Source organism: Bacillus massilinigeriensis (assembly GCF_900111815.1).
Taxonomy (GTDB): Bacteria; Bacillota; Bacilli; order Bacillales; family Cytobacillaceae; genus Mesobacillus_C; species Mesobacillus_C mediterraneensis.
Map to the genome: position 1 here is coordinate 2,261,934 of NZ_LT630004.1, position 22,336 is coordinate 2,284,269.

Below are 22,336 nucleotides of genomic sequence, written 5' to 3' on the forward strand. Positions count from 1 at the left end.
CCTGCTGCAAATACATTGATAACTTTAATCTCTTTAATTTTAGAACATTATATCATCTTTCCCTTGCAAAAACTATGTGCCCTGCAGGAAGCCAAGGGAGGCAGCAAAGTATATACCCGTAGCCTGCAGCCCGTAAACCACTATTTCAATCCACCCTTTGGAGCCGTGGATTAGGCATTAGCTTTCGTCCGGCCTTGGCCTGGTGCTGTCCGTTCAACAGAACATTGTCACCGGTAAAGCCTACATTTATTTTCAATAAACTTCCACCTACCCCGTACATGTCAACGGGTACACCACTTTTTTCAAATTCAGCAATTCTTGTTTCATTGAATCCCCCGCTGACAACAATTTTAACATGTTGGAACCCTTCCCCATCCAAGGCATTCCTCAAAGCAAAGATCAGCTCAGCATTAACGCCTCTTGGATCAAAGGTTCCGAGAAGATGCTGGTTTCTCAGGAAGTATTGATCTATCATTGTTCTGGAAGTGTCGACACGAACACCTTTCAAGTCGTTTCCGAATGTCCTAGCAACATTGAGTGCATCTGTAATGGCATCGTTATTATAGTCGACAAGCGCAATCAAATCATCCTCAGGGTAAGTCTCATGGTAGGCCTTCGTTGCCTCCACCACATCTCCGTTAAACATCTGGATGAGCGCATGCGGCATCGTGCCCATTCCTTTTTTGCCCCACCATTCACTCATTGCATGGGTTGCCTGGGCGGATGATCCTCCTATATAGGCTGCATATCCATCCCCTGCCTGCGTCGTAAAGTGGTCATCCCTATCCCCCATAAAAATGACCGGCTTGTTTCTGCCTGCACAGCTGGCGGCTTTCACCACATTATACACATTCGTAGCAACCGAAGTTCTCCTCGCGAGGATTCCATCAATCAGCCCTTCCAAATAACCGAAATCCTGATATGGACCTGTTATGGTCAAAACCGTTTCAAATGGTTTGATTTTATCGCCGTCTTTAAGTGAATATATTTCAAGTCCATCCGGTTTATCCGCAAAAGTCTTGATAAGGGCGATAGCTTCATCTGTCCCGCATAGGACAGCTTCATTACGCTGGAAAAATTGCATGGTGACTATGTTGTCTCTGAAGTATTTTTCGACAATTTCCCTCGTTTTCAGGAAGTATACAGCAGAAAACCAGCCGTCTCTTATCCTTTCATCGAATTTGAAAGTTTTGTTTGTCAGGCGGCTTATCTTCCCCTGCATCTTCAGTTCGATTTCTTTCATTGATAAACTCCTTCAACATAGACCTTAACTTAATAAGTCATGAACTCATGACAACGCAATTAAAAGAATACCACTTATTAAACAAGTATACTAGTCTCTTGTATTGCCTCCAGATCCGTTGGGGAAATAAGGACATCCCTTGGCCTGCTCCCTCTGCCTTCCGAAATGAATCCTTGTTTTTCCATCATATCAATGAGCCTGGCAGCACGGTTATAGCCTACTTTAAACCTTCTTTGGACACTGGAAGTCGATGCGGTCCCCTGTTCGATGACAAATTCACACGCTTCAAAGAAAAGCTCATCCTCTTCTTCCGTCACTTGGCTTCTCTTTATCAATTCATCCTGTTCAAACAAATATTTCGGTTCTTTCTGCTTTCTCACAAAAGCAACAATATCATCTATTTCGCGATCTGATACAAATGTACCCTGCAGACGGAAGGGCTTGGATGCCCCATTTTCAAGGAAAAGCATATCTCCTTTGCCTAGAAGCTTTTCTGCTCCGCCTATATCAATAATCGTACGGGAATCAACTTGTGAGGAAACAGAGAACGCAATCCTTGTAGGAACGTTCGCCTTAATAAGACCCGTAATGACATCCACGGAAGGACGTTGAGTAGCGATAATCAAATGAATGCCGCAAGCCCTCGCCTTTTGGGCTATCCTGCAAATCGCTTCTTCCACATCCGCTGGTGACATCATCATCAAGTCAGCAAGTTCGTCAATGACAATAACGATAAGCGGCAATTTATCTCCATCGCGCTTTTGTTCTTCCGCCAATGAATTGAACCTACCAATATCCCTTACTCCAGTATGGGCAAATAGGGCATACCTTCGTTCCATTTCTTCCACTGCCCATTTTAAGGCTGCGGTGGCAGCTTTCACATCTGTAATGACCGGACTGACAAGATGCGGGATATGATTATAAGGCGCAAGCTCCACCATTTTCGGATCGATCAGCAACAGCTTGACTTCATCAGGATGTGCTTTGAACAAAAGACTTACAATCATCGTATTGATACACACACTCTTTCCGGAACCTGTTGCACCAGCAATCAGGCCATGCGGCATCTTTCTCAAATCAGTGATGATCGGCTTTCCTGAAATATCGAGTCCTAGCGCAACAGCAAGCGGCGAGGAGGATTCTCCAAAGCTTTCATTTCCGATAATTTCACTAATTTGGACCGGCCTGCTTTTTTCATTTGGCACTTCAATTCCAATGGTATGCTTTCCAGGTATTGGCGCCTCTATCCTGATATCCTTCGCTGCTAGGCTCAGTTTGATATCATCCGACAGATTCGTAATTTTATTGACTTTCACGCCAGGGTCTGGCTGAACTTCAAATCGAGTGACGGAAGGACCTTGAGTCACATGAACAACTTTTGCTCCTACATTAAAATTGTTCATGGTTTGATTTAATAAAATTTCTTGTTCATCAAGCCAGTCCCAGTCTGCCTCAAGATGAACAGGAGGATCCAGAAGGCTAGTTGGGGGCACGGAATAATCACTATCAGCACTTTCCTTATCGACAGCATTTGTTATCCTGTTTCCAGGTGTTGCGCTTTCCCTTTTAACTCCCCTCTGAACCTGCGACACTTCCACCGATCTTTGCCTATTAGGAGAAATTTTTTGCTTATTTTTGTCGCTCTTGAGCATCATGACATTGAAAGGAACATGGCGGCGTGGGGCAGGGTCGGACTTTGGCTCTAGTTCCGATTCTAGCTTTGGTTCCGGTTTCGGTTCTAGTTCTGACTTTAATTCCGTTTTTGCTTCCATTACGGCAGCATGATTGGTTTCTTCTTTCGATGGATAGAATGTCTTTTCTGCTGTCACTGCTGCCGTTTCCGTTTCTTCTTCAGCAATCGTTTTTAGTAAATCTTCATTTTCTCGCTGCTTATTTGAGAAACCAGAAAGTTCCACTTCAATGACCGTTTCCTTCTTTGGCCTGCTGAAAGCATAAATTGGTGAAGGGATTTCCGTTGGCCGGAAAGGCTGCCTAGATTTCTTGTAGGGCCTCTCCACCTTGCCGCTCACCCCTTCTGTAGTGAAATCAGCATCAGGCTTATGAACTGTCGGTTTCACAGCCACATCCGGACGTTTAGTTTGTCCTGAAGTTGCGGGTCTCTTCCTCCTCATTTTTTCTTGTTCATTCAAACCTGCATCTGGTATTAGCGGGAATTTGAATTTTCCTTTCGGATACTGATACAACACCCTCGTATCCAGCTCTTTTTTTCCTTGAGGATAATGAGGCAATTTTCGATGGGTTTTTTCTTCTGCTTTTTTACTCTCATCTATTTCAATTATTTCTTCCTCTTCCATAATGAAAAAGTCTAACAGTTTTTTTAGCCAGCTCAAATACATCACTCTTTTCCGTTTCTTTTCCTCCCTATTTTAACAGTTATTCGCCTGTTTTCGAGATAAATTAATAAATCAATTATTTTTAGGTCCTTCAGTCCAAAAAATTGGAAACCCTATCCGACTTCATCCTCTTTTATCCACTAAAAAGACTGCCATATGAATAAGGCAGTCTTTTGATTCATTTTTTATTTTTCGCCATAATGAAAATCGGCTCTAATTCTCCCTTTTCATATAAGAAAGAGAGTGCCGTTACAGGAACCCTTCCAGAAGTGAAAAAGCTCATCGTCATTTGAGCGAGTATATCATACCCAGTATCGTTTCTGATATCGGCAACGATCAAAACATCCTGGTGAGGAATAGCGACTGCCATCGTCCCATGTATCTTCTCTGCCATTCCCTCCATCAGGCTACTGTTCAGCACTCTGCTTGCATCATAACCATCATTGCTGTTCTGAAAGTAAAAAGTATTTCCTGCAACACTATCTTCCTTGAACGTAGCTGCAAGGGACCTTGCATTGAACATTGCTGTTTCCCTCACCTGCGTTTCGCTCCATCCTTCACGGGCAAGAAGTTTTTGATCAATCAACCTGTATGTCTTTCCCATATCAAGAGCATAGTAAATTCTTGTTTCGGCAGTGTGGATATCAAAGAAAAACGGTACACCTGCTTCCGCTTCATCTGGGAATGATGCGGAGCGGATAACAGGGTAAATTTTCTTTTCCTCTCCCTTTAGCTCTGCATTTTTTTCCATAGCAGCAAGACCTTCGGAAACATAGTACACTGTCTCTTCAATTGCCTTCTCCTTACACTCATGCCATTTGGCAATGGTTCCCGGGAGTGAAACGTTGATCCCTGTGCCGCTTTGCTCATTTTCTATTCTCAGCTCGTCCTTTTTCCGGTTATAGATAAACTTGCGTCCTTGTTGCTTAAGCCTTGTTTCCAGCTCTTTGCGCATTTTTTTGCTATCCATTTGCCCACCCTTTCCGAGCAAGGAATCATGCTGCTATTTTGACAGCCCTTGGATGAATTCCTCAATTTGTTCTCTCGTTTTGCGTTCTTTGCTCACAAATCTGCCAACTTCCTCCCCATTATTGTATGCAATAAAGCTTGGAATACCAAACACATCCAATTCGATGCACAGATCAAGGAATTGATCTCTATCTACATATACGAAAGTATAGCTGGTGTATTGGCTCTCGACTTCCGGCAGAAAAGGCTCAATTACCCGGCAGTCCGGGCACCAATCAGCCGAAAAAAGAAACATATGCTTTCCGTTGTTTTTCATATCATGAAATTGTTCCATAGATTCAAGTTTTTTCATTTAATTTTTCCTCCCATCATTTTTCACTGTATCCATTTTACAGCGGTGAAAAAGAAAAAGAAACAAAACTGACTTACTTCCACAGGGAAGCAATGTCCATTGAGAATTCTTTTTAACCTCCATTGTTTCACTGCTCCAACTTTCCATTCGTTATCCGGTATTGGTACTGTCCAATTAACAGCTCCATAATATGGATAAACATTCCTGTCCGGTTAATCCGATTATTCGTGAAAACGCCTATTGCACCCTCATTGCTTCTGATATTTCTCTTTCCAGTATAATCATCCATTACAGGACCTAATTCTTCCCCTGCCATAAGCCTTAATGCAATTTCCTTTGGGAGCGGAACTCTAGCGCCTCCAGCAATGAGCGGTCTCTCTCCTCTTTGCACGAGAGCTCCCCAATTGCAAAGGTACAGGCTATCTCCTATCTCCTGTACCCCTCCCTCGAGCCCGATGCCAATATCACTCCCTGACAAAAGCAATGCTGCTTCCGCTCTGTTTATCGCGCCCTGGATTGTTTCAGAATCGGACATTGGCTGATTGCTGACACCTGATTCAACACTATTTGGAGTAATTTTAACATCGTAACCTTGAAATGCTTCTTTAACGGCTGATAATTTCGCCGGGTTTTTTGTACCAACTGAAATGTTCATACACTGCACTTCCTATTCTTTAAAATGCTAAAAAAGAGGCAGAAACTCTGCCCCCGTCCGTCAGCTATTATTCCTGATTGTTTCAACTGTTGTCTTGTCGCATGCTTTGACGAGTTTGATCAATAATTCCTTAGCAGCTGCGTAATCATCTACATGAATCATAGAGGCATGTGTATGGATATAGCGCGAACAAATGCCAATGACAGCACTTGGCACTCCCTCATTAGACGTATGCACACGCCCAGCATCTGTCCCTCCTTGAGAGACAAAGTATTGATAAGGAATGTTATTCGTTTCCGCCATATCGAGGATGAACTCTCTCAATCCCCGATGTGTAACCATGGAGCGGTCTAGGATACGAAGTAGTGTTCCTTTGCCCAATTGTCCAAACTCATTCTTATCACCGGTCATGTCATTGGCTGGGCTGGCATCCATTGCAAAGAAAAGATCCGGTTTTATGAGGTTCGCTGCCGTCTGTGCACCTCGAAGGCCTACTTCCTCCTGTACGGTTGCTCCAGAATAGAGGATATTCGGAAGGGTATCCCCCTTCGTTTCTTTCAGTAATTCAATAGCAAGCCCACAGCCATAACGATTATCCCAAGCTTTTGCGAGGATTTTCTTACTGTTTGCCATTGGTGTGAAAGGACAGATTGGCAGGATTTGCTGGCCTGGCTTAATTCCAATGGATAAAGCATCCTCCTTGTCATCGGCACCAATATCAATCAACATATTGCTGATTTCCATCGGCTTATTGCGCTTTGTTTCATCGAGCAAATGCGGAGGAATGGATCCAATCACCCCTGTCACTGGACCATTCTCCGTAATAACCTGCACTCTTTGGGCAAGAAGCACTTGGCTCCACCATCCTCCAAGCGTCTGAAAGCGAATCATTCCGTTTTCCGTTATGGATGTTACCATAAAACCAACTTCGTCCATATGCCCAGCAGCCATAATCACTGGGCCATCCTCTACATCTCTTCTTACTCCAAAGATACTTCCAAGTTTATCCTGAATGATCTCATCGCTGTAAAGCTCAATTTGTTCCTTCATGAACGCTCTTACATTATGTTCATTTCCGGGTGCGCCAGGCAGTTCTGTCAGCGTCTTAAAAAGCGCGAGTGTTTGTTCGTTCAATTATGCCGCATCCTTTCATAAATAGAGATAACTATCTAATATGTATCATCATTGCTATTGTAAACCAACAAGGAGGAAATCCGAAATAAAAATGCCCGAACTTTCGGTAAAATCCAATCTTTGTTATGATGTTAATAGAAAACTTCAAGTAGCAATCAATGGGAGGGTTAACAATGAATTGGAAATCATTTCTCCTCGGTGTAGGAGCAGGTTTAACTTGTGCCTATGCGCTTAAGGAAGCTGCAGCCAGGAACAGTTCTGTAACAGCCTCAAAAGCGCTTGGACATGCAAAAGCAGCCTTCAAAAAGGAGGGACCGATCCTTGGCTCCTGGATCAACATGAATCAGGAAGTTTATCAAAAAGGTCCAATCTCGTTTACTGTATATAAAGGCGGTATCTCAAGAAGCATGGAGGACGGCAAAACAGAGCAATTCGAGTTTGTCGCCGATGCTTCTACAGGATCTATCATCGATGTTTATCGACTATAAAATCTGCGATTGTCGCAGGTTTTTTTGTTAATTAGCTTTTCTGACAGCCTTTATGATACTTCCATTATCTTCAATCTTGATAGCACGATAAACGGCATCATGGTAAAAAGTAAACCAAGCATTTTTTTCTTTTCCAAACTTCATCCACTTTTGTTTAGCTGCGATAGAGTCCATTGGATAGTCATCATAAGCAAGCACCCAAAGTGGATTCTCGTGTGCGTGCGTCGGCATTAAGTCAGCCATATGCACAACCGTTTCTCCATTGTCCTCTAGGATAAGGATAGAATGACCATCACTATGGCCACCTGTATGGACCATTTTTATTAGCCCATGTTTCCATTCTTCCTTGAAAGTCTCTACCTGATCTTCAATGCATTCCCAGTTTACCTTCCAATATGTATTTTGCGACCTGATATTTGGTTCACGCATCTCGTCCCATTCCACTTCAGATGTAATAATTCGAGCATTAGGGAAAATAGAACGATATTGTTCCCCTGCCTTCTCTGTAAGTCCACACGCATGGTCGAAGTGCATATGTGTCATTAGGATGTAATCTATATCCTCTGGGGACAGCTTTAATTCCTGCAGCGATTCGACTAGCTTAGATTCTGATGTTACCCCGAAATTCCGTTTTTGTTTTTCATTAAGCTTCCCTGAACCAATCCCTGTATCAACGAGATAATTTACTCCGTTTGCCTGAATTAGTATAGGATCCGTCCTCAATTCAATTTGATTTTTTTCATTCACCTTATATTTTTTTGACCAAAGTGCCTTTGGAACAACGCCGAACATCGCTCCTCCGTCTAAATGGGTCACACCGCCATCCAGCCAAGTCATGGTCGCATTTTTTAAATGGAGCTTTTCCATGCAAATTCCCCCTTTACATTTTAGTTTCATTGTACCATTGTGTGAGAAAAGATTTAAAATATTAAAACTTTTTGCGCTAAAATAACGCCTGCCAAACGAATTCGGCAGGCGCCTTTCTCTATGCTCCGTTCTGAAATACCACTTCGCAACGGTAAATCCTGTTTCCTTTTGCTGAAAACTTTTCTTCGTATTCTGTCATGATATTTCCTTCAAAATCACTGTTATGCAAATCTAGGCTCACATATTTCAGCAGAACACCATAAGCAGAAAAACTCATGAGAGAATATTCAAACAGACCCTGATTGTCCGTCTTAAAATGAATTTCGCCGCCTTTGCCAAGGATTTCCTCGTAGACAGAAAGAAAGGACTTATAAGTAAGCCTTCTTTTCTCATGTCTTGTTTTCGGCCAAGGATCAGAAAAATTCAAGTAAATCCTACTGACATCTTTTCGTGAAAAGTAATGGATAAGCTCAGCAGCATCCACATTCATTAACCTAAGGTTAGGCAGGTCAGCTTCTATAAGCAAGTCGAGCGCCGAAACAATGACACTTGGCTGAAGCTCAATACCAATATAATTAATATCCGGATTCGCTTTTGCCATCCCAAGGATAAACCTTCCTTTTCCTGTCCCAATCTCTATATGAATAGGATTGCTATTTCCAAATACTTCTTTCCAATTACCACGGTGGGCTTCAGGTTCAAGGATAACATACTGGGGATATTCCAAGAGTTTATCCTTCGCCCACGGCTTATTTCTTAGTCGCATTCCTACACCTCTGCAATAATTATATCGTTCAAAACATAACATGACAGGCAATCATTTTTCAAGCTTAAAACGATTTCCTGCACGAATAAACATCAAAGGAATCCGTACAATAAGAAGGATTCCTTTTTAGTCGAATTTTTATTTGAAAGGGTGAACAGCATGCCTTTGGATCATAAAGACCAAATAAATTTAATGAAAGATATATTGACCAATCAGCAATCAGATTGCTGTGGGTCTGTATCCGAATGTGAACAGCTCGAAAGACTGATTAAGTCTTTAATGATTAGCAACAACATTCATGATAACGTAAAGCCTGTCCTTGAAGAAATCTACTCTTACAGCCAAAATGGCAAGTATTCATCCGATTTGGACGAGCATATCACTGCCCATCAAGAAAGACTTTCGCAATGGGTAGAGGACATTGGGGACATTACTTGATTTTAAGATTGCACTAAAGCTTTTTCGAGAAAAACGATCCAATTCTTCATTTCATGGAGCCTGTCCTGCTTCTTATGCCATTGGATTGACGAAAGCGCTTGTGCTACAACATACCATTTCATCCTAAGGGCTAATCCTTCTGTAAGCTTTAAACCATATTGTTCCAGCCATTCTGACCAGCTGGATCGCGGAATATAGGAATAGAGAAACAACCCAAGATCAATTGCGGGGTCTGCAATCATGGCCCCGTCCCAGTCGATGAGATACAGCTGATTTTGTTCGGAAAGCAGCCAATTATTATGGTTGACATCACAATGGCAAACGACTTTTTCGGCTACCACTACTTTGCTCACATTGCTTTCCAAAAAAGAAAAGGCTTTCTCTATAGAAGAATGAATAACAAGTTCTCCATCCATCCCATCATTCAGAATACGAAGAAGAACATCGGGTTCCAGCGGGTTTTTACCAAGCCTTTTTAACATCGAAAGCAATGGCTCGGACTCATGTATCTTCTTCAAAAGACCAGCCACCCTTGCATCCTTCATGTCAACAGGCTTCAACTCCCTGCCGTTCAGCCATTGCTGGGCGGTAATAACGTCTCCATTCTCCAGCCGCTTCGTCCAGACAAGCTTAGGAACAATCCCTTCGGCGGACAGAACCGCAAGAAAAGGAGATGAGTTTCTTTTTAAAAACAGGCGCTGTTCTTCATGCTGTGCAAAATAAGCGGCACCTGTAGCACCACCTGCGGGTATTATTTCCCATTCTTGTCCAAATAAATCTTCCAAGTTGTTCACCTTCAATTAAATCACTATTTCGTATAACATTGCCAGCCGCGATGCTGTCCGACAATGTAGGCTATGGCAGAAAAGAATAAAAAAGACAGCTATCGATCCGACTCTCGCAATAGCTATCTTTATAAATTTTATCTCCTATTCGGCGGCGGGTCAAGCATGTCTCAAACCTTTGTCAATTTTGTTGGTGCCGCGATGCTACAACAAGCAAAGAATAAGGGGCCACACTGCCAACAAGGGAAGACATTTTTCGAGCTGGATTGCTGCTTGCACGGGTGTCATCCGCAAGTACATGCCATTCTCCGACATCCGGAAGGGGAATTTCCCGCGCCGTTGGAGATGGATTAATAATAACTGCAATGTGACCCCATGCACCGAGTTCCTCCACGTCCTTCAGCCAGTACCCGATAATAGGGAGGTCAAGATCCATAAAATGAAGATGTTTTCTGATTGACTGTGTATCAGGTAGACGAAATGCACGGTGGGAGTGTCGAATAGAAATAATTCCTTTAAAATAGTTAATATACTTCAAGTTGTCATCACGCAAGTCCCAATCTAACCAATTGATGGTATCCGGAGATTTGTAACTGTTTCCGATTCCTTGTTTCGTACGAAAGAATTCTTGTCCTGCATGAATAAATGGAATTCCTTGAGAAAGAAGGACGATGGAAGTTGCAAGACTATGGCGTTTTTTTTGTATCATCACATCCAACTCTGGATCGATGATCGCTAACTTATCCCAGAGGGTATGATTATCATGAGACTCAATATAGTTAACCGATTGGATTGGTTCCAAGAAAAGCCCTGCCTTTCTCCTGCCAACTCCAACACTTCCCGCAATCACTTGTTTCGCAGCATCACCATACCGCTCATTTCCCATTGCATAACCTTTGTCATAAAGGTTAAAGGTACTCCCTTTTATCGTATCACGAAACCAGTCATTAAAGTGGCCGATTCGCGGGAGCTTCAGCTGGTTTCCAATGTTCGCTTTGCAGGAATCAGGAATGGGAGTGTTCAAATCCCATCCTTCTCCAATAATGAGCGCTGTCTTGTCTATGCAATCTGCTGCAGCTCTCACTTCTAGCATTGTTTCGATATCAAGAATTCCCATCAAGTCAAACCGGAAGCCATCTACTTCATACTCCTTCATCCAATAAGCAACGGAATCTACTATAAATTTCCGACCCATTCTCCGTTCTGAAGCAAAGTCGTTTCCTACCCCTGTTCCATTTGAAGGCATTCCATGTTCATCATGCCGAAAAAAATACCCTGGTACCAGTTTTTCAAACACTGAATTTTCTCGAATGTACACATGGTTATACACAACATCCATGATCACCCTTATGCCATGTTCATGTGATTTTTTAATCAGCTGTTTCAACTCGTTAATCCGGCAATAAGGATCATCTGGATCTGTTGCATAACTTCCCTCCGGGAGATTGAAGTGGACAGGATTGTAGCCCCAGTTATACTGCTTATCGGGATTCCTTTCATCTACCCCTTCAAAATCGTTAAAAGGCAAGAACTCCACATGAGTTACCCCAAGGGCTGCTAAATAAGAAAGACCCGTGCTTATACCAGCACTGCTAACAGTATCACTATCGGCAGCGCCACGATACTTCCCTTTATACATTGTCCCGCTGTTTTGATGAGATGTTAAGTCACGAATATGGACTTCATAAATTACCGCATCACAAGGATTTTCAAAACGAGGGAGAAGGTGTTTAGAAGGAAGGGTTGTTTTTTCCATGTCCACAACCACTCCATATTCCCCATTCTCTCCTATAGCTCTAGCATACGGATCAACTGCTTCATTCCAGACAAGGTTGATATTTGCCCGATAACGGTAACGGTAATATTCGAGATTCCCTTCTACCTCTAATTTCCAAATCCCTCTCGTCTTTCTTACCATTTCAAAGGACTCAAAACTACCGCTACCAGGCTGGGCCAAGATTAGCTGTAATTTCGTTGCGGTCGGTGACCATACTTTAAAGACCGTTCTTTCCCTGCTATAATCAACACCCAATTCCCCATTATATGAAAAGGTCTCATCGAACGCTTCTGTTCGTATAACTGCTCCAATCTGTAAATCCGTACTGCCGCCATGCTCATCAAAAACAGTATGGCAATCTCCTATTTCAGGAGGGTAGGAAGAAGTGCAAACATATTTTTTACAGTCAGGAAGGTCATAACAGTCTACTATTTCCAATTCCATTGAGTCTCGGGAGCTCCTAAGAGTGAATCGTGAAGAAAAGCCATTATGATAGTTTCGCGGCAAAAGAATGGTAATCTTCTGTATTTCGTCGAGGTAAGCATGATACAGGCGTTCAATTGCTGTCATTTTTTCAGCTCCTTAGGATGCCGGCCTAGAATCTTTCGGACCACTCCGGGCGTTTGACTGATGTTGTCAGGCATAACTGAAGCAAGCATTTTGCGGCTTTTAACTGTGCATGTTTCAGAGGCGATCGCTGGCTCCTCATTCCTTTGAACCATTCCTCGTAATTTCGTTTATCAATTAACTCTATGCCAAAGGGAGATAAAGAATAATCAATATACCCATTTCTCGTTAAAATCACTTGATGAACTGGCAAGTCGATATCATGCCTTTCCATCAGTGTTTTCACAATTGCCCCAGTCCTCTCAAGGCTTGGAAGCGGATTAATTTCTGTTCCATCACCGTTCTGTTTCTTTACAATCCAAAAGCGAGCTTTTGAACCAATAAACACATCATCATTCTCTTGTTCGATTACTTTTATGCACCATATGGCAGTTGGAGTCAGAAAAATGATTTCCCCCTCCATCATTGCTTTTTTTAAGAGGAAAACTGGACGATACATTATTAGAAATGTATCGGGAAACCGCTGCAGAAAAAACTTCAGCATTTCGTCATTTTTATACATACCATCTATAAAGGATTTTCTTGCAACTGTTGAACTTGCCCATTTCAACTGAAGCGGAAACAAACGATCTAAGAAAAGTTGCTTTCGTTTTTCAATGGAGTGATCTGTTCCGTGTGCTGAATTTCTTTTCTCCCATTTTTCATTCATTGCTTGCCACTGTCTATTTTTCAAGGATAGATACCTTGTAGGATACTTATAAATCTCCTGTTCATAACGCGATATATAATCCTGTAATTTTATTAATTGCGCCATGCTCTCCCTGCTTTCTGCCACTATTCTCCGGATAAATAAAATGTATGGGCACTTTCATATTTAGGTACTTTCCCTACACGAGTCTTATATAAAACGACTTTCTTAGCTTCAAACTTTAATGGTTCCTGTGCAAAAAGATCGTTTTCCATAAGTTGGATTGTGGATAAAGGTTCCTTCCCTTCCCAATTCCTTGCCAAGGTGATATGAGGAGAAAACGGGCGTTTTTCCAGCTGGAAACCTGCTTCACAGCAGATATGATATACCGTATCTCTTATCTTTCCCAGCATTTCTTCATGCTTTAAACCTGCCCAAAAAACCCTGCTCCCGAAAGTTCCGATCACGTTTATTTCCATCGGAAACGCTGCAAATCCCGACAGCCTTGCCTCTGCCATTTCCAAGGAGGCATTCAACATCACATTTTCAGCATGACCTAAAAAAGCAAGCGTAATATGAGTATCCTCAGGGTAGACCCATTTCTTGAAAGGAAGACTGGATTGCATGATTTCCATTCTCCTTCCAATTTCCTCCTTCACTTCTGCTGGCAGTGCCAGAGCATAGAAAAAGTGGTTTTCCATCATTCATCCCCCCAATTTTGGAGTTTGGCTCTTGTACTCTTACAATACATCCATTATAACTATTTTCTATCAAAATTCTTACATCTATTCATAAGTAAAGATCAACGAAAAATGCAGGCGGGATGCACCGCCTGCATTTTTCGATTCACACCCTGTTTTCAAGCAAGGGACCACATTCTCGTACAATTTCGTCTTCAAATAAGCTTTGAAGCTTTCTTGTCATGGTTCCTGGTACCCCCACTCCAACAGGCTTTTCATTTATCATGATGACAGGAACGACTTCAATGGTTGTACCCGTCAGAAACACTTCATCAGCAGCGTTCAGTTCTTCTAACGTAAAAGCTCTTTCCTCAAACGGAATATCATGCTCCTTGCAAAGTTTAAGCATGACCTGCCTTGAAATTCCATTTAGGATAAAATTATCTGCTTCATGTGTTATAACTATTCCATTTTTAACGATGGAGATATTTGTATGGCTTCCTTCTGTCACCGTATTTCCCCTATGAAGGATAGCTTCATCACAGCCGGCCTCAGTAGCTTTTTGGTTTGCAAGCAGATTTCCTAATAAATTAAGGCTTTTGATATCACAACGAAGCCAGCGGATATCTTCCTCAGTGATGGCCTTCATTCCTCGTTCCATCTTCGCTTGCGGGCGATCTACCTTTCTTGTATACGCCACAAATGTTGGTGCTACATCAATTCCTGGAAAGGCATGCTTTCTTGGGGACTCACCTCGAGTAAATTGCAAATAGACAATTCCAAGGTCAACTTCGTTCTTGGAAATCAATTCTTCAAGCATGGTCTGCAGTTCAGCAACCTTATATGGAAGAGTGATACCCACTTTCGCCGCACTTTCCACTAACCGTTGAAGATGCTCTGTAGCAGTAAAGAGTTTACCATTATAAATTCTTATGACTTCATATACTCCATCGCCGAACTGGTAGCCTCTGTCTTCGATATCTACTTTCGCGTTTTTCCGCTCCAACATTTCTCCATTATGAATAACCCAATCCATCTGTTCATCTCCTTTTATCTAGTAAGCTCCATGATTGCTTGTGAATAAATAGCGGCAGCCTTTAACATATCCTCGATGATAATATACTCATCCTTTTGGTGAGCAATGTCAGGACGGCCCGGGAAAAGGGGGCCGAAGGCAACACCTGATTTAAGTGAACGCGCGTAAGTTCCCCCGCCGATTGAAAGCAGTTTTGCTTCTTCACCTGTCTGCTCTTCATATACCTTTTTCAGCGTTCTGATAAGGAAATCATCTTCCGCAACATGATGCGGTTTTGAGTCGGAAAAGTTCTCAATAGTGAATCCTTCTTTTACTATTGTACTTTCCAGCTTCTTCATGATTTCCTCCGACTTGGCAGTGACAGGGTAACGCATATTGAGGCCGAGTTTCCCCCCCTTTTCATGAGAGTAGTTCAGCACTCCAACATTAATAGTTAAATCACCGGTTATATTGTCGTTATATTGAATTCCTAAGCTGTTCCCCCGGGAATCGCCAAAAAAGTAGTTATTGACGAAGGAGAAAAACTGCTTGGACTTTTGATCAATCTGCAATTCTCCAAGGAATTTCGCCATATAAATCCCTGCATTTTTGCCGTTATCCGGCTCCATGCCATGGGCAGAAACTCCGTTGAGTTCAAAAACGAGAAGCCCGCTATCAATATGATATTTTCCTTCAAGGCCATTGGATTTTCTGTAATCCTCGAACTTTTGCAGCAGTTCTGTTTCTTCCCTGCCATTTTCTGTTTCCAATACGGTACGAGCCAAGTCGGGAACCATATTATATCTTCGTCCGGAAGAAAACTCGATTACTTTCACTTCAGTATCTTCAGCTTCCTTACTTCCTTCTTGTTGAACGAGGTCAAAGTCAGCGATTCCCTTTTCAGCGTAAATAATTGGGAAATCCGCGTCTGGAGCAAACCCCATTGCCGGCATTTCCTCATGTGCGAAGTAATGGTCAACACATCGCCAATTGCTCTCCTCATCCGTCCCAATGATCATTCTCACTCTTTTATTTAGAGGGAGCTCAAGTTCTTTAACAATTTTCATTGCGTAATAGGCGGCCATTGTTGGTCCTTTGTCATCAATAGCGCCCCGTGCAAAAATCTTTCCATCGCAAATCTCCGCACCAAATGGATCGCTTGTCCAGCCATCGCCTTCTGGAACAACATCCACATGGCAAAGAATCCCCAGTATGTCGTCCCCTTCTCCAAATTCAATGTGACCTGCTAAATTGCCGACGTTTTTCACCTTAAAGCCATCCTTTGCGCCAAGCTCCAGCATGAAATCTAAAGCCTGTTTCACACCTTCTCCAAGGGGTGCCTGATCCGTTGCATTCTCTTCGTCCAGGACACTTTTAATCTGTAGCAGTTCCTGGGTATCTCTGATTAGGCCGTCTTTTCTTTTCTCTACTTCTTGACTCCACTCTATTGATTGCATGTGTGATTCCTCCGATTTATGTACTTTAATCGTGCCGACTCCTATTTTACTCTTTGTTTTCATTTCGGCAAAGTATCGGGCTATGATATAAGGGAAATTAAAGATAAATATTTTACAATTTTCTGTTTAGTATACATATATCGAGGTTTGATTGCATTATTTTAAATAAAAAAAGTTTTTACAGAAACAGCATTTTCCGAACTTTCAACAGGGATGAAGGTTTAAATTCTTGTAAATTCGGTTAATTTACTAGAAATTAAATAAATTAAAGGGTAAAATAATTAAAAAGCAGGTAAGATCATCTCGAATCAGCATAATGAAACCTTAATAAAGGAGATGTCTGAACAGCAAAAACTACATATGTCTAACCTCAGCTTCAGGTAAATGTCGGTTGCAGGATTTTGGCCAATGGTTTTATTAAGGATAGGGAGTGGTTGTTTGAAACCTTCGACTAACCGGATGATAAACCGAATCAAGTCCATCTACATGTTTATCCTTAGGAATGGAACTGTATCAACCCATGAGCTTGTAGAGGAATTTGGCATTACCCCCCGGACAATTCAAAGGGATTTAAACGTCCTGGCTTATAATGATCTTGTTAAAAGCACCAGCAGGGGAAAGTGGACAACAACACAAAAAAAAGTGAAAATGACGTCATGACTTCATCATATGAAAAAAGGAACCGCATCTGCGGTTCCTTTTTTTATTATCCTAGTTTTTGTAACAACTCTAACTCTTCCTCAGTCAATTCCCGATATTCCCCAGGTTGCAGTGTATCATCAAGCGATAGCGGTCCCATACTGACCCGCTTCAAAAACAGAACGTTCTTTCCAACAGAACGGAACATTCTTTTCACCTGGTGAAATTTCCCCTCTGTTATGGTGAGTAAAATTTTTGAAGGCATTCCCTCGGTTAAAATCCTCAGGTCTCCTGGTTTGGTAGAATACCCGTCATCAAGCGTGACTCCGTTCCTGAAAGCCTCAATATCTCCCTGGGTAACCTGTTTGTCTATTAATGCAAAATAGGTTTTCGGCACATGCTTTTTCGGTGAAAGCAGCTTATGAGCGAGGGCACCGTCATTCGTGATAAGCAGCAGGCCTTCCGTATCTTTGTCAAGCCTTCCTACCGGAAACGGCTGGAACAGGGCGTCTTCAAACTCGAGCAAATCAACGACTGTCTCCTCGAAATTGTCTTCGGTAGCAGACACTACTCCTGGAGGCTTGTTCATCATGAGATAAATATACTCCCTATATCGAACCGTTTCCCCAGACACGGTAATTTCATCTGCAAAGGGATCAGCATGCTTCCCTGCATCTTTGACCGACTTCCCATTAACTGCTACAGATCCATTTTTAAAAAGTTTTCTGACTTCCTTCCTGCTGCCAAAACCCGCATTGGCTAATATTTTATCCAGTCTCATTGTTCATCCCACCTAATGCATTCTTAACTTGCTTTTTATTTTCCCCACTTTATCGCCAAATAGCTTATCCACAAGCTTTAAACGCAGGCCAAGATATAGATAGACGGCTGCTCCTGCAGCAGCAGCGACAGCAATAATAACGAGCGATTGCACCTTGCTCTCAGGAGTAAGGAACAACAGCAGCCCTTGATAAACAAGCATGGTAAAAGCGGACATAATTCCTGTTAAAGCAAGAATCAATGCAATTCGCCTTGAAACAAAACGGAAGGGGTAGCGTGCAAACTTCCGAATGACATATAAATTAATCAATATTGCAGCAGTATATCCTAATGCCGTTGCAAGAACGGCACCTTGAGTCTCATACAACCGAATGAGCGGAATATTAAGCGTCAATTTCACTAGCAATCCTGTCAAAAGACTCAGGATTGTAAACCGCTGTTCATTGATTCCCTGGAGGATGGCAGCCGTAACAGAGAATAAAGAAAAGAGGATAGCAACAGGTGCATAACTCCTTAGCACTTCGGTTCCAAGTTCCTTATGCTCATAAAACACCGTAAACACTGGTTCTGCCAAAAGTGCTATACCAACGGCGGCAGGGACTGTAAGGTACATTAGCACTTGAAAAGTTTGGTCAAGCTGCCGGTTCATACTTTTTCTATCCCTTTCCACAAAAGATTTCGTTATGCTTGGAACAAGTGTCAGCGAAAAGGCTGTAGCTAATGAAACCGGTATAATGACTAATTTGTGAGATTCAAAGTTCAAAACGGAGAATGCTTCCGATGCCCCGTTATGCATTCCGATGGAAGCCATCGCCTTGCTGAAAGTAATTTGATCAATGAACTGAAAAAGTGGATTTGCAATACCGACGAAAACAAAAGGCGCAGCATAGAGGATGATTTCTTTATAAATTTCCTTTAAGGAAATATCCATCGTTCCCCTATCCTCCAATAGGAGCTCGTCAAGAAAGCTCTTTCGCTTATACCAGTACCAGCATAGGACAGCTAAGCTGCCAAGCGCCCCGATTAAAGCAGCAAAAGTTGCAATGCTTACAGCGGCAACAAGGCTTCCATCCAGTACTTTGTAAACGAGGAAGGCACCCCCAAGAACAAATGCAATCCTGACAATTTGTTCTATGACCTGTGAGACAGCCGAAGGCCCCATAGACTGATGTCCTTGAAAGAAACCTCTAATAAGGCTCATGAACGGAACAACAATCAACGCGAAACTAACCGCACGCATGACGGTAGTGACATCCGCAACATCAATGAGGCCTTTATCTTCTGGGCTGATAGACATTTCAGCAAGGATCGGAGAAGTAAAATACATAATCAAAAAGGACACAATTCCTGTTGCCAACATGACTGCAAGTCCTGATTTAAACAGTTTCCGGCCTACAGCATACTCTCCCATTGCGTTATACTTTGCTACAAATTTCGATACTGCGAGCGGCACTCCTGCTGTCGCGATACTGATAAATATCGTATACGGGATATAAGAATAGGAATACAAGGCGGTTCCTTCTGCCTTGACAATCGCATAAAACGGAATAACATAAAATAGCCCTAGCACCTTTGAAACAATTGTTCCAAGGGTCAGGATAAAAGTACCTCTTAACAGCTTCGATGACATGAATATCCCTTCCTGTTACCGGGTTAAGCCGAAGCTCCCCATTATATAAAAGCTTTTTACAACGATGGATTTACAACAGCACAATCAATAGTTTACCTTTTCTTCTTCCGGTGCGCCACTTTCTTTCACGATTTTTCGTTTCCTTTTCCGCTATGTATGAAATGCTATATAATAAAAAAATGACAGAAATAAAGTTGGTGAATCCGTAATGAATTATGATTGTATAGTACTTGGCGGGGGTCCATCCGGGCTAATGGCTGCCATCGGGGCAGGTGAACAAGGTGCGAGAGTCCTTCTGCTGGATAAAGGGGACAAGCTTGGCCGCAAGCTGGCTATCTCCGGCGGAGGTCGATGCAATGTTACAAACCGAAGGCCCATTGAAGAAATCATCGAGCATATCCCCGGAAATGGGCGCTTTTTATATAGCGCACTTTCCATCTTTGGCAATGAAGATATTATCGCTTTCTTTCAAAAGCTTGGAATTGAGCTCAAAGAGGAAGACCATGGCAGAATGTTCCCTGTAACCGACAAAGCTCAATCGGTTGTGGATGCACTTCTTACAAGACTGAAGGAACTTCATGTAGATATCAAAACAAACTGCCCTGTTAAAACGATTAACTATAAGGATGGAAAAATCGATTCCGTCGTTTCATCCAGCGGAGAAGTTTTTGAAACAGCATCAGTTGTGATTGCGGTTGGCGGAAAATCCGTCCCGCACACCGGCTCTACTGGTGATGGTTATGCTTGGGCGAAAAAAGCCGGACACACGATCACAGAACTATTTCCAACAGAAGTGCCGCTCACTTCTGCTGAAGCGTATATAAAGGAAAAAACATTGCAAGGACTCGCCCTGCGGGATGTGGCATTAAGTGTGCTGAATCCGAAAGGAAAAACATTAGCAACCCACCGGATGGATATGATTTTCACCCACTTTGGGATCAGCGGTCCTGCTGCTCTTCGCTGCAGCCAATTCGTCGTTAAAGCAATGAAAAAGTGGCATATGAGTGAAGTTGTTATGGTGATTGACAGCGTTCCAGATAAAAAAGAAGAACCGCTGTTTCAGGAAGTATGGGCGAGTTTGAAAAGCAATTCAAAAAAGTCTGCTAAAACAATCCTAAAAGGCATTGTTCCTGAAAGATATTTGCACTTTTTGCTTGAGAAGAGCGATATTGAACCTTCTGCGCAGGGAGCGCAAATACCGCAGGAAAGCGTCAGGGAGCTATGTAAAATGTTAAAAGGGTTGCGGTTTAAAGTAAATGGAACCCTTCCGCTTGAAAAAGCTTTTGTGACAGGAGGCGGAGTATCGGTAAAAGAAGTGGAACCGAAAACAATGGCATCGAAAAAAATGGAAGGCTTGTATTTCTGCGGGGAAATCCTTGACATCCATGGATACACTGGAGGTTACAATATTACCTCGGCACTGGTGACTGGTAGGCTGGCCGGAATAAATGCAGGTATGTCTGCTCGCGGACAGCATGATTAAACCCTGTATACAATCATGGCGGTGAAGCAGTAGATTTGACCCTCGCTGTCTTCTCCGTCTTCTTTTATCGCTGCTACATTGTATTTAATTTCAACAAGCTTTTTTTCATCTAGCACTTCGAGAAAACTGTTCATTTCCATCTCCAAATCTTTCTCATGTTCATAATCAAAGACCTTCACTTGGATCATGTTATCCGACCTTTCTTTTTTTATCCATTCTTGACGGAAATCCAGATTTATATAAGAAAAGGCTGGGGAAATTGCAGCGAAGAAGATTTTTCACTTTCGAAATAGAAAAGGCTTGCCCACTTTCGGACAAGCCAATCCTTATTCTGTCTTGCCTTCCCACGAAAGCATACCCCCAACCATGTTACGGACTTTGTATCCCTTGTCCTGAAGGTAATAGCATACATTTCCGCTCCTGTTGCCAGAACGGCAAATAAAGATATATTCTTGATTCTTATCAAAAGCATCAAGGCTTTCTGGAATCTCCCCCATTTTGATATGTTTTGCACCTGGGATCATTCCGTAGGCAACCTCTTCATCTTCCCTTACATCTATAAGGTGAAGATTTTCACCTGCATCTAATTTTCTCCATAATTCCTCTGCAGTAATCGTCTGAATATCCACTCGACTCATCTCCTTTTCAGTTCGTACACAATATTAACAATTTATCATCCTGCCGCGAAAAAAGAAATGATGAAGTCCTGATGTTTTTTCCAATAAGAATAAGCTAGTAAAAAAAAAGACAAGCTAAAAGGGAAAAAACATTTTTGGGAGGTTACGCTGTGAAGAAAAAGTGGAGCGTGCTTGCAGCTGGGGTATTTGCAATAGGACTTGCAGCATGCGGAGCAGACGATAATGATCAAGCCAATGATAACGGACAGCAGAAAGTACAGATGGATAAACCGAAAGTAAATAATACGAGAGATAATAAAAAGCTTTCCCTTTCCGACCGTGCTGAACGCCAAGTTGAGCAAATGAATGAAGTGGATGACGCAAACGTCATTATCACTAATAACAATGCTTATGTAGCAGTGAAGCTGCGTGATGGAAACAGAAATAATCAGGACGGTAATAATGACGATGCCAATCGTGGCGGAGAAGCCTTTGGCGGAGGCGGAATGGGAACAGACGGCGCTGGTACTGGGAATGCGGATACTTACGGTACAGGGATGGGCGGCGACAGACCTGGGTACGGCCAAGATGGAAAAATCAGCCAGGATCATGACAAAGGATCTGACGGCTTTATCGATGGAAAGGGAGATGCAGGAAATAAAAACAATAACCAAAATAATAACAATAATGTCAACAACCAAGAAGAGAATAAAGACCGAAGCAATTACAGCGAAGTTTCAACTAAGTTTGAACAGCGTATTGCAGACAAGGTAAGGCAGGCTGATGATAGGATTCATAAGGTATACGTTTCATTTGACGAAGATTTTTATAATACGATGGGCAACTATACAAACGATATTCGTAATAACAATAATCGCGATGGTTTGTTCAGGGATTTCAACAATACAATTGACGATGTTTTCAACAGAAACAAATAAGAATTCCTTAAATT

23 protein-coding genes are annotated in these 22,336 nt (G+C 42.3%); 5 read left to right on the forward strand and 18 right to left on the reverse strand.

Annotated features, from left to right (window positions below; genetic code table 11):
• Positions 1-145: 145 nt before the first annotated feature.
• From BQ5796_RS11770 to BQ5796_RS11795, 6 genes are all read right to left on the reverse strand, one after another.
• Positions 146-1,243, reverse strand: coding sequence for a nicotinate phosphoribosyltransferase (locus tag BQ5796_RS11770; protein WP_071460420.1), 1,098 nt, complete (start codon positions 1,241-1,243; stop codon positions 146-148).
• Positions 1,244-1,320: 77 nt separating this feature from the next.
• Positions 1,321-3,558, reverse strand: a complete 2,238-nt coding sequence (locus tag BQ5796_RS11775; protein ID WP_071461280.1) for a DNA translocase FtsK — start codon at positions 3,556-3,558, stop codon at positions 1,321-1,323.
• Between the two features lie 217 nt (positions 3,559-3,775).
• Positions 3,776-4,567 (reverse strand): DUF1444 domain-containing protein, encoded by a 792-nt coding sequence (locus BQ5796_RS11780; RefSeq protein WP_071460421.1) that lies wholly within the window; start codon positions 4,565-4,567, stop codon positions 3,776-3,778.
• 33 nt (positions 4,568-4,600) lie between these two features.
• The gene (locus BQ5796_RS11785; RefSeq protein WP_071460422.1) at positions 4,601-4,918 is read right to left on the reverse strand and encodes a thioredoxin family protein; all 318 of its coding nucleotides are present in this window, start codon (positions 4,916-4,918) and stop codon (positions 4,601-4,603) included.
• Positions 4,919-5,045: 127 nt separating this feature from the next.
• Positions 5,046-5,573: a DUF84 family protein gene (locus BQ5796_RS11790; RefSeq protein WP_071460423.1), complete on the reverse strand. Its 528-nt coding sequence runs from the start codon at positions 5,571-5,573 to the stop codon at positions 5,046-5,048.
• 60 nt (positions 5,574-5,633) lie between these two features.
• Positions 5,634-6,707: a M42 family metallopeptidase gene (locus BQ5796_RS11795; RefSeq protein ID WP_071460424.1), complete on the reverse strand. Its 1,074-nt coding sequence runs from the start codon at positions 6,705-6,707 to the stop codon at positions 5,634-5,636.
• A gap of 173 nt (positions 6,708-6,880) precedes the next feature.
• Here BQ5796_RS11795 and BQ5796_RS11800 point away from each other — a divergent pair, with 173 nt between their 5' ends.
• On the forward strand, positions 6,881-7,195 hold the full coding sequence (locus tag BQ5796_RS11800) for a peptidase M4 (protein ID WP_071460425.1): 315 nt from the start codon (positions 6,881-6,883) through the stop codon (positions 7,193-7,195).
• 27 nt (positions 7,196-7,222) lie between these two features.
• Here BQ5796_RS11800 and BQ5796_RS11805 read toward each other — a convergent pair whose 3' ends face one another.
• The gene (locus tag BQ5796_RS11805; protein WP_071460426.1) at positions 7,223-8,062 is read right to left on the reverse strand and encodes a YtnP family quorum-quenching lactonase; all 840 of its coding nucleotides are present in this window, start codon (positions 8,060-8,062) and stop codon (positions 7,223-7,225) included.
• A gap of 118 nt (positions 8,063-8,180) precedes the next feature.
• A complete protein-coding gene (gene trmB / locus BQ5796_RS11810) occupies positions 8,181-8,828 on the reverse strand; it encodes a tRNA (guanosine(46)-N7)-methyltransferase TrmB (RefSeq protein WP_071460427.1) in 648 nt (215 codons plus the stop codon).
• A 159-nt stretch (positions 8,829-8,987) separates the two neighbouring features.
• On the opposite strand from trmB, the gene BQ5796_RS11815 reads away from it, so the two are divergent.
• Positions 8,988-9,266, forward strand: coding sequence for a YtzH-like family protein (locus BQ5796_RS11815; protein WP_071460428.1), 279 nt, complete (start codon positions 8,988-8,990; stop codon positions 9,264-9,266).
• A gap of 2 nt (positions 9,267-9,268) precedes the next feature.
• Here BQ5796_RS11815 and BQ5796_RS11820 read toward each other — a convergent pair whose 3' ends face one another.
• From BQ5796_RS11820 to pepV, 6 genes are all read right to left on the reverse strand, one after another.
• Positions 9,269-10,051, reverse strand: a complete 783-nt coding sequence (locus BQ5796_RS11820) for a phosphotransferase family protein (protein WP_071460429.1) — start codon at positions 10,049-10,051, stop codon at positions 9,269-9,271.
• 181 nt (positions 10,052-10,232) lie between these two features.
• Positions 10,233-12,398 (reverse strand): type I pullulanase, encoded by a 2,166-nt coding sequence (gene pulA, locus BQ5796_RS11825; protein ID WP_071460430.1) that lies wholly within the window; start codon positions 12,396-12,398, stop codon positions 10,233-10,235.
• A gap of 25 nt (positions 12,399-12,423) precedes the next feature.
• Positions 12,424-13,209 (reverse strand): hypothetical protein, encoded by a 786-nt coding sequence (locus tag BQ5796_RS11830; RefSeq protein WP_071460431.1) that lies wholly within the window; start codon positions 13,207-13,209, stop codon positions 12,424-12,426.
• A 20-nt stretch (positions 13,210-13,229) separates the two neighbouring features.
• A complete protein-coding gene (gene thpR, locus BQ5796_RS11835) occupies positions 13,230-13,784 on the reverse strand; it encodes an RNA 2',3'-cyclic phosphodiesterase (RefSeq protein WP_083413107.1) in 555 nt (184 codons plus the stop codon).
• 145 nt (positions 13,785-13,929) lie between these two features.
• A complete protein-coding gene (dat, locus tag BQ5796_RS11840) occupies positions 13,930-14,799 on the reverse strand; it encodes a D-amino-acid transaminase (protein ID WP_071460433.1) in 870 nt (289 codons plus the stop codon).
• Between the two features lie 14 nt (positions 14,800-14,813).
• Positions 14,814-16,235 (reverse strand): dipeptidase PepV, encoded by a 1,422-nt coding sequence (gene pepV / locus BQ5796_RS11845; RefSeq protein WP_071460434.1) that lies wholly within the window; start codon positions 16,233-16,235, stop codon positions 14,814-14,816.
• Between the two features lie 438 nt (positions 16,236-16,673).
• Between pepV and BQ5796_RS11850 the strand changes: the two genes are divergently transcribed.
• Positions 16,674-16,895 (forward strand): DeoR family transcriptional regulator, encoded by a 222-nt coding sequence (locus tag BQ5796_RS11850; protein WP_071460435.1) that lies wholly within the window; start codon positions 16,674-16,676, stop codon positions 16,893-16,895.
• Between the two features lie 46 nt (positions 16,896-16,941).
• Here BQ5796_RS11850 and BQ5796_RS11855 read toward each other — a convergent pair whose 3' ends face one another.
• Together BQ5796_RS11855 and BQ5796_RS11860 are read right to left on the reverse strand one after the other, a co-directional pair.
• Positions 16,942-17,655 (reverse strand): pseudouridine synthase, encoded by a 714-nt coding sequence (locus BQ5796_RS11855; protein WP_071460436.1) that lies wholly within the window; start codon positions 17,653-17,655, stop codon positions 16,942-16,944.
• A gap of 12 nt (positions 17,656-17,667) precedes the next feature.
• Positions 17,668-19,284, reverse strand: coding sequence for a putative polysaccharide biosynthesis protein (locus BQ5796_RS11860; protein WP_071460437.1), 1,617 nt, complete (start codon positions 19,282-19,284; stop codon positions 17,668-17,670).
• A gap of 208 nt (positions 19,285-19,492) precedes the next feature.
• Here BQ5796_RS11860 and BQ5796_RS11865 point away from each other — a divergent pair, with 208 nt between their 5' ends.
• The gene (locus BQ5796_RS11865) at positions 19,493-20,767 is read left to right on the forward strand and encodes a BaiN/RdsA family NAD(P)/FAD-dependent oxidoreductase (protein ID WP_071460438.1); all 1,275 of its coding nucleotides are present in this window, start codon (positions 19,493-19,495) and stop codon (positions 20,765-20,767) included.
• Here BQ5796_RS11865 and BQ5796_RS11870 read toward each other — a convergent pair.
• Complete coding sequence (locus BQ5796_RS11870) at positions 20,764-20,955, reverse strand: sporulation protein Cse60 (protein ID WP_071460439.1); 192 nt, start codon at positions 20,953-20,955, stop codon at positions 20,764-20,766. The two genes, BQ5796_RS11865 and BQ5796_RS11870, sit on opposite strands and share 4 nt — an antisense overlap.
• A gap of 138 nt (positions 20,956-21,093) precedes the next feature.
• Positions 21,094-21,405 (reverse strand): rhodanese-like domain-containing protein, encoded by a 312-nt coding sequence (locus BQ5796_RS11875; RefSeq protein WP_071460440.1) that lies wholly within the window; start codon positions 21,403-21,405, stop codon positions 21,094-21,096.
• Positions 21,406-21,554: 149 nt separating this feature from the next.
• Between BQ5796_RS11875 and BQ5796_RS17960 the strand changes: the two genes are divergently transcribed.
• A complete protein-coding gene (locus BQ5796_RS17960; RefSeq protein ID WP_071460441.1) occupies positions 21,555-22,322 on the forward strand; it encodes a YhcN/YlaJ family sporulation lipoprotein in 768 nt (255 codons plus the stop codon).
• Positions 22,323-22,336: the final 14 nt, after the last annotated feature.

What these genes read in the sequence shown, in the direction of transcription:
- BQ5796_RS11855 (WP_071460436.1), bottom strand. Translation starts at nt 17,655, where the DNA reads ATGAGACTGGATAAAATATTAGCCAATGCGGGTTTTGGCAGCAGGAAG.
- dat (WP_071460433.1), bottom strand. Translation starts at nt 14,799, where the DNA reads ATGGATTGGGTTATTCATAATGGAGAAATGTTGGAGCGGAAAAACGCG.
- pulA (WP_071460430.1), bottom strand. Translation starts at nt 12,398, where the DNA reads ATGACAGCAATTGAACGCCTGTATCATGCTTACCTCGACGAAATACAG.
- BQ5796_RS11815 (WP_071460428.1), top strand. Translation starts at nt 8,988, where the DNA reads ATGCCTTTGGATCATAAAGACCAAATAAATTTAATGAAAGATATATTG.
- BQ5796_RS11805 (WP_071460426.1), bottom strand. Translation starts at nt 8,062, where the DNA reads ATGGAAAAGCTCCATTTAAAAAATGCGACCATGACTTGGCTGGATGGC.
- BQ5796_RS11780 (WP_071460421.1), bottom strand. Translation starts at nt 4,567, where the DNA reads ATGGATAGCAAAAAAATGCGCAAAGAGCTGGAAACAAGGCTTAAGCAA.
- BQ5796_RS11875 (WP_071460440.1), bottom strand. Translation starts at nt 21,405, where the DNA reads ATGAGTCGAGTGGATATTCAGACGATTACTGCAGAGGAATTATGGAGA.
- BQ5796_RS11790 (WP_071460423.1), bottom strand. Translation starts at nt 5,573, where the DNA reads ATGAACATTTCAGTTGGTACAAAAAACCCGGCGAAATTATCAGCCGTT.
- trmB (WP_071460427.1), bottom strand. Translation starts at nt 8,828, where the DNA reads ATGCGACTAAGAAATAAGCCGTGGGCGAAGGATAAACTCTTGGAATAT.
- BQ5796_RS11860 (WP_071460437.1), bottom strand. Translation starts at nt 19,284, where the DNA reads ATGTCATCGAAGCTGTTAAGAGGTACTTTTATCCTGACCCTTGGAACA.
- BQ5796_RS11775 (WP_071461280.1), bottom strand. Translation starts at nt 3,558, where the DNA reads ATGGAAGAGGAAGAAATAATTGAAATAGATGAGAGTAAAAAAGCAGAA.
- pepV (WP_071460434.1), bottom strand. Translation starts at nt 16,235, where the DNA reads ATGCAATCAATAGAGTGGAGTCAAGAAGTAGAGAAAAGAAAAGACGGC.
- BQ5796_RS11785 (WP_071460422.1), bottom strand. Translation starts at nt 4,918, where the DNA reads ATGAAAAAACTTGAATCTATGGAACAATTTCATGATATGAAAAACAAC.
- BQ5796_RS11870 (WP_071460439.1), bottom strand. Translation starts at nt 20,955, where the DNA reads ATGATCCAAGTGAAGGTCTTTGATTATGAACATGAGAAAGATTTGGAG.
- BQ5796_RS11865 (WP_071460438.1), top strand. Translation starts at nt 19,493, where the DNA reads ATGAATTATGATTGTATAGTACTTGGCGGGGGTCCATCCGGGCTAATG.
- thpR (WP_083413107.1), bottom strand. Translation starts at nt 13,784, where the DNA reads ATGGAAAACCACTTTTTCTATGCTCTGGCACTGCCAGCAGAAGTGAAG.
- BQ5796_RS11830 (WP_071460431.1), bottom strand. Translation starts at nt 13,209, where the DNA reads ATGGCGCAATTAATAAAATTACAGGATTATATATCGCGTTATGAACAG.
- BQ5796_RS11770 (WP_071460420.1), bottom strand. Translation starts at nt 1,243, where the DNA reads ATGAAAGAAATCGAACTGAAGATGCAGGGGAAGATAAGCCGCCTGACA.
- BQ5796_RS11800 (WP_071460425.1), top strand. Translation starts at nt 6,881, where the DNA reads ATGAATTGGAAATCATTTCTCCTCGGTGTAGGAGCAGGTTTAACTTGT.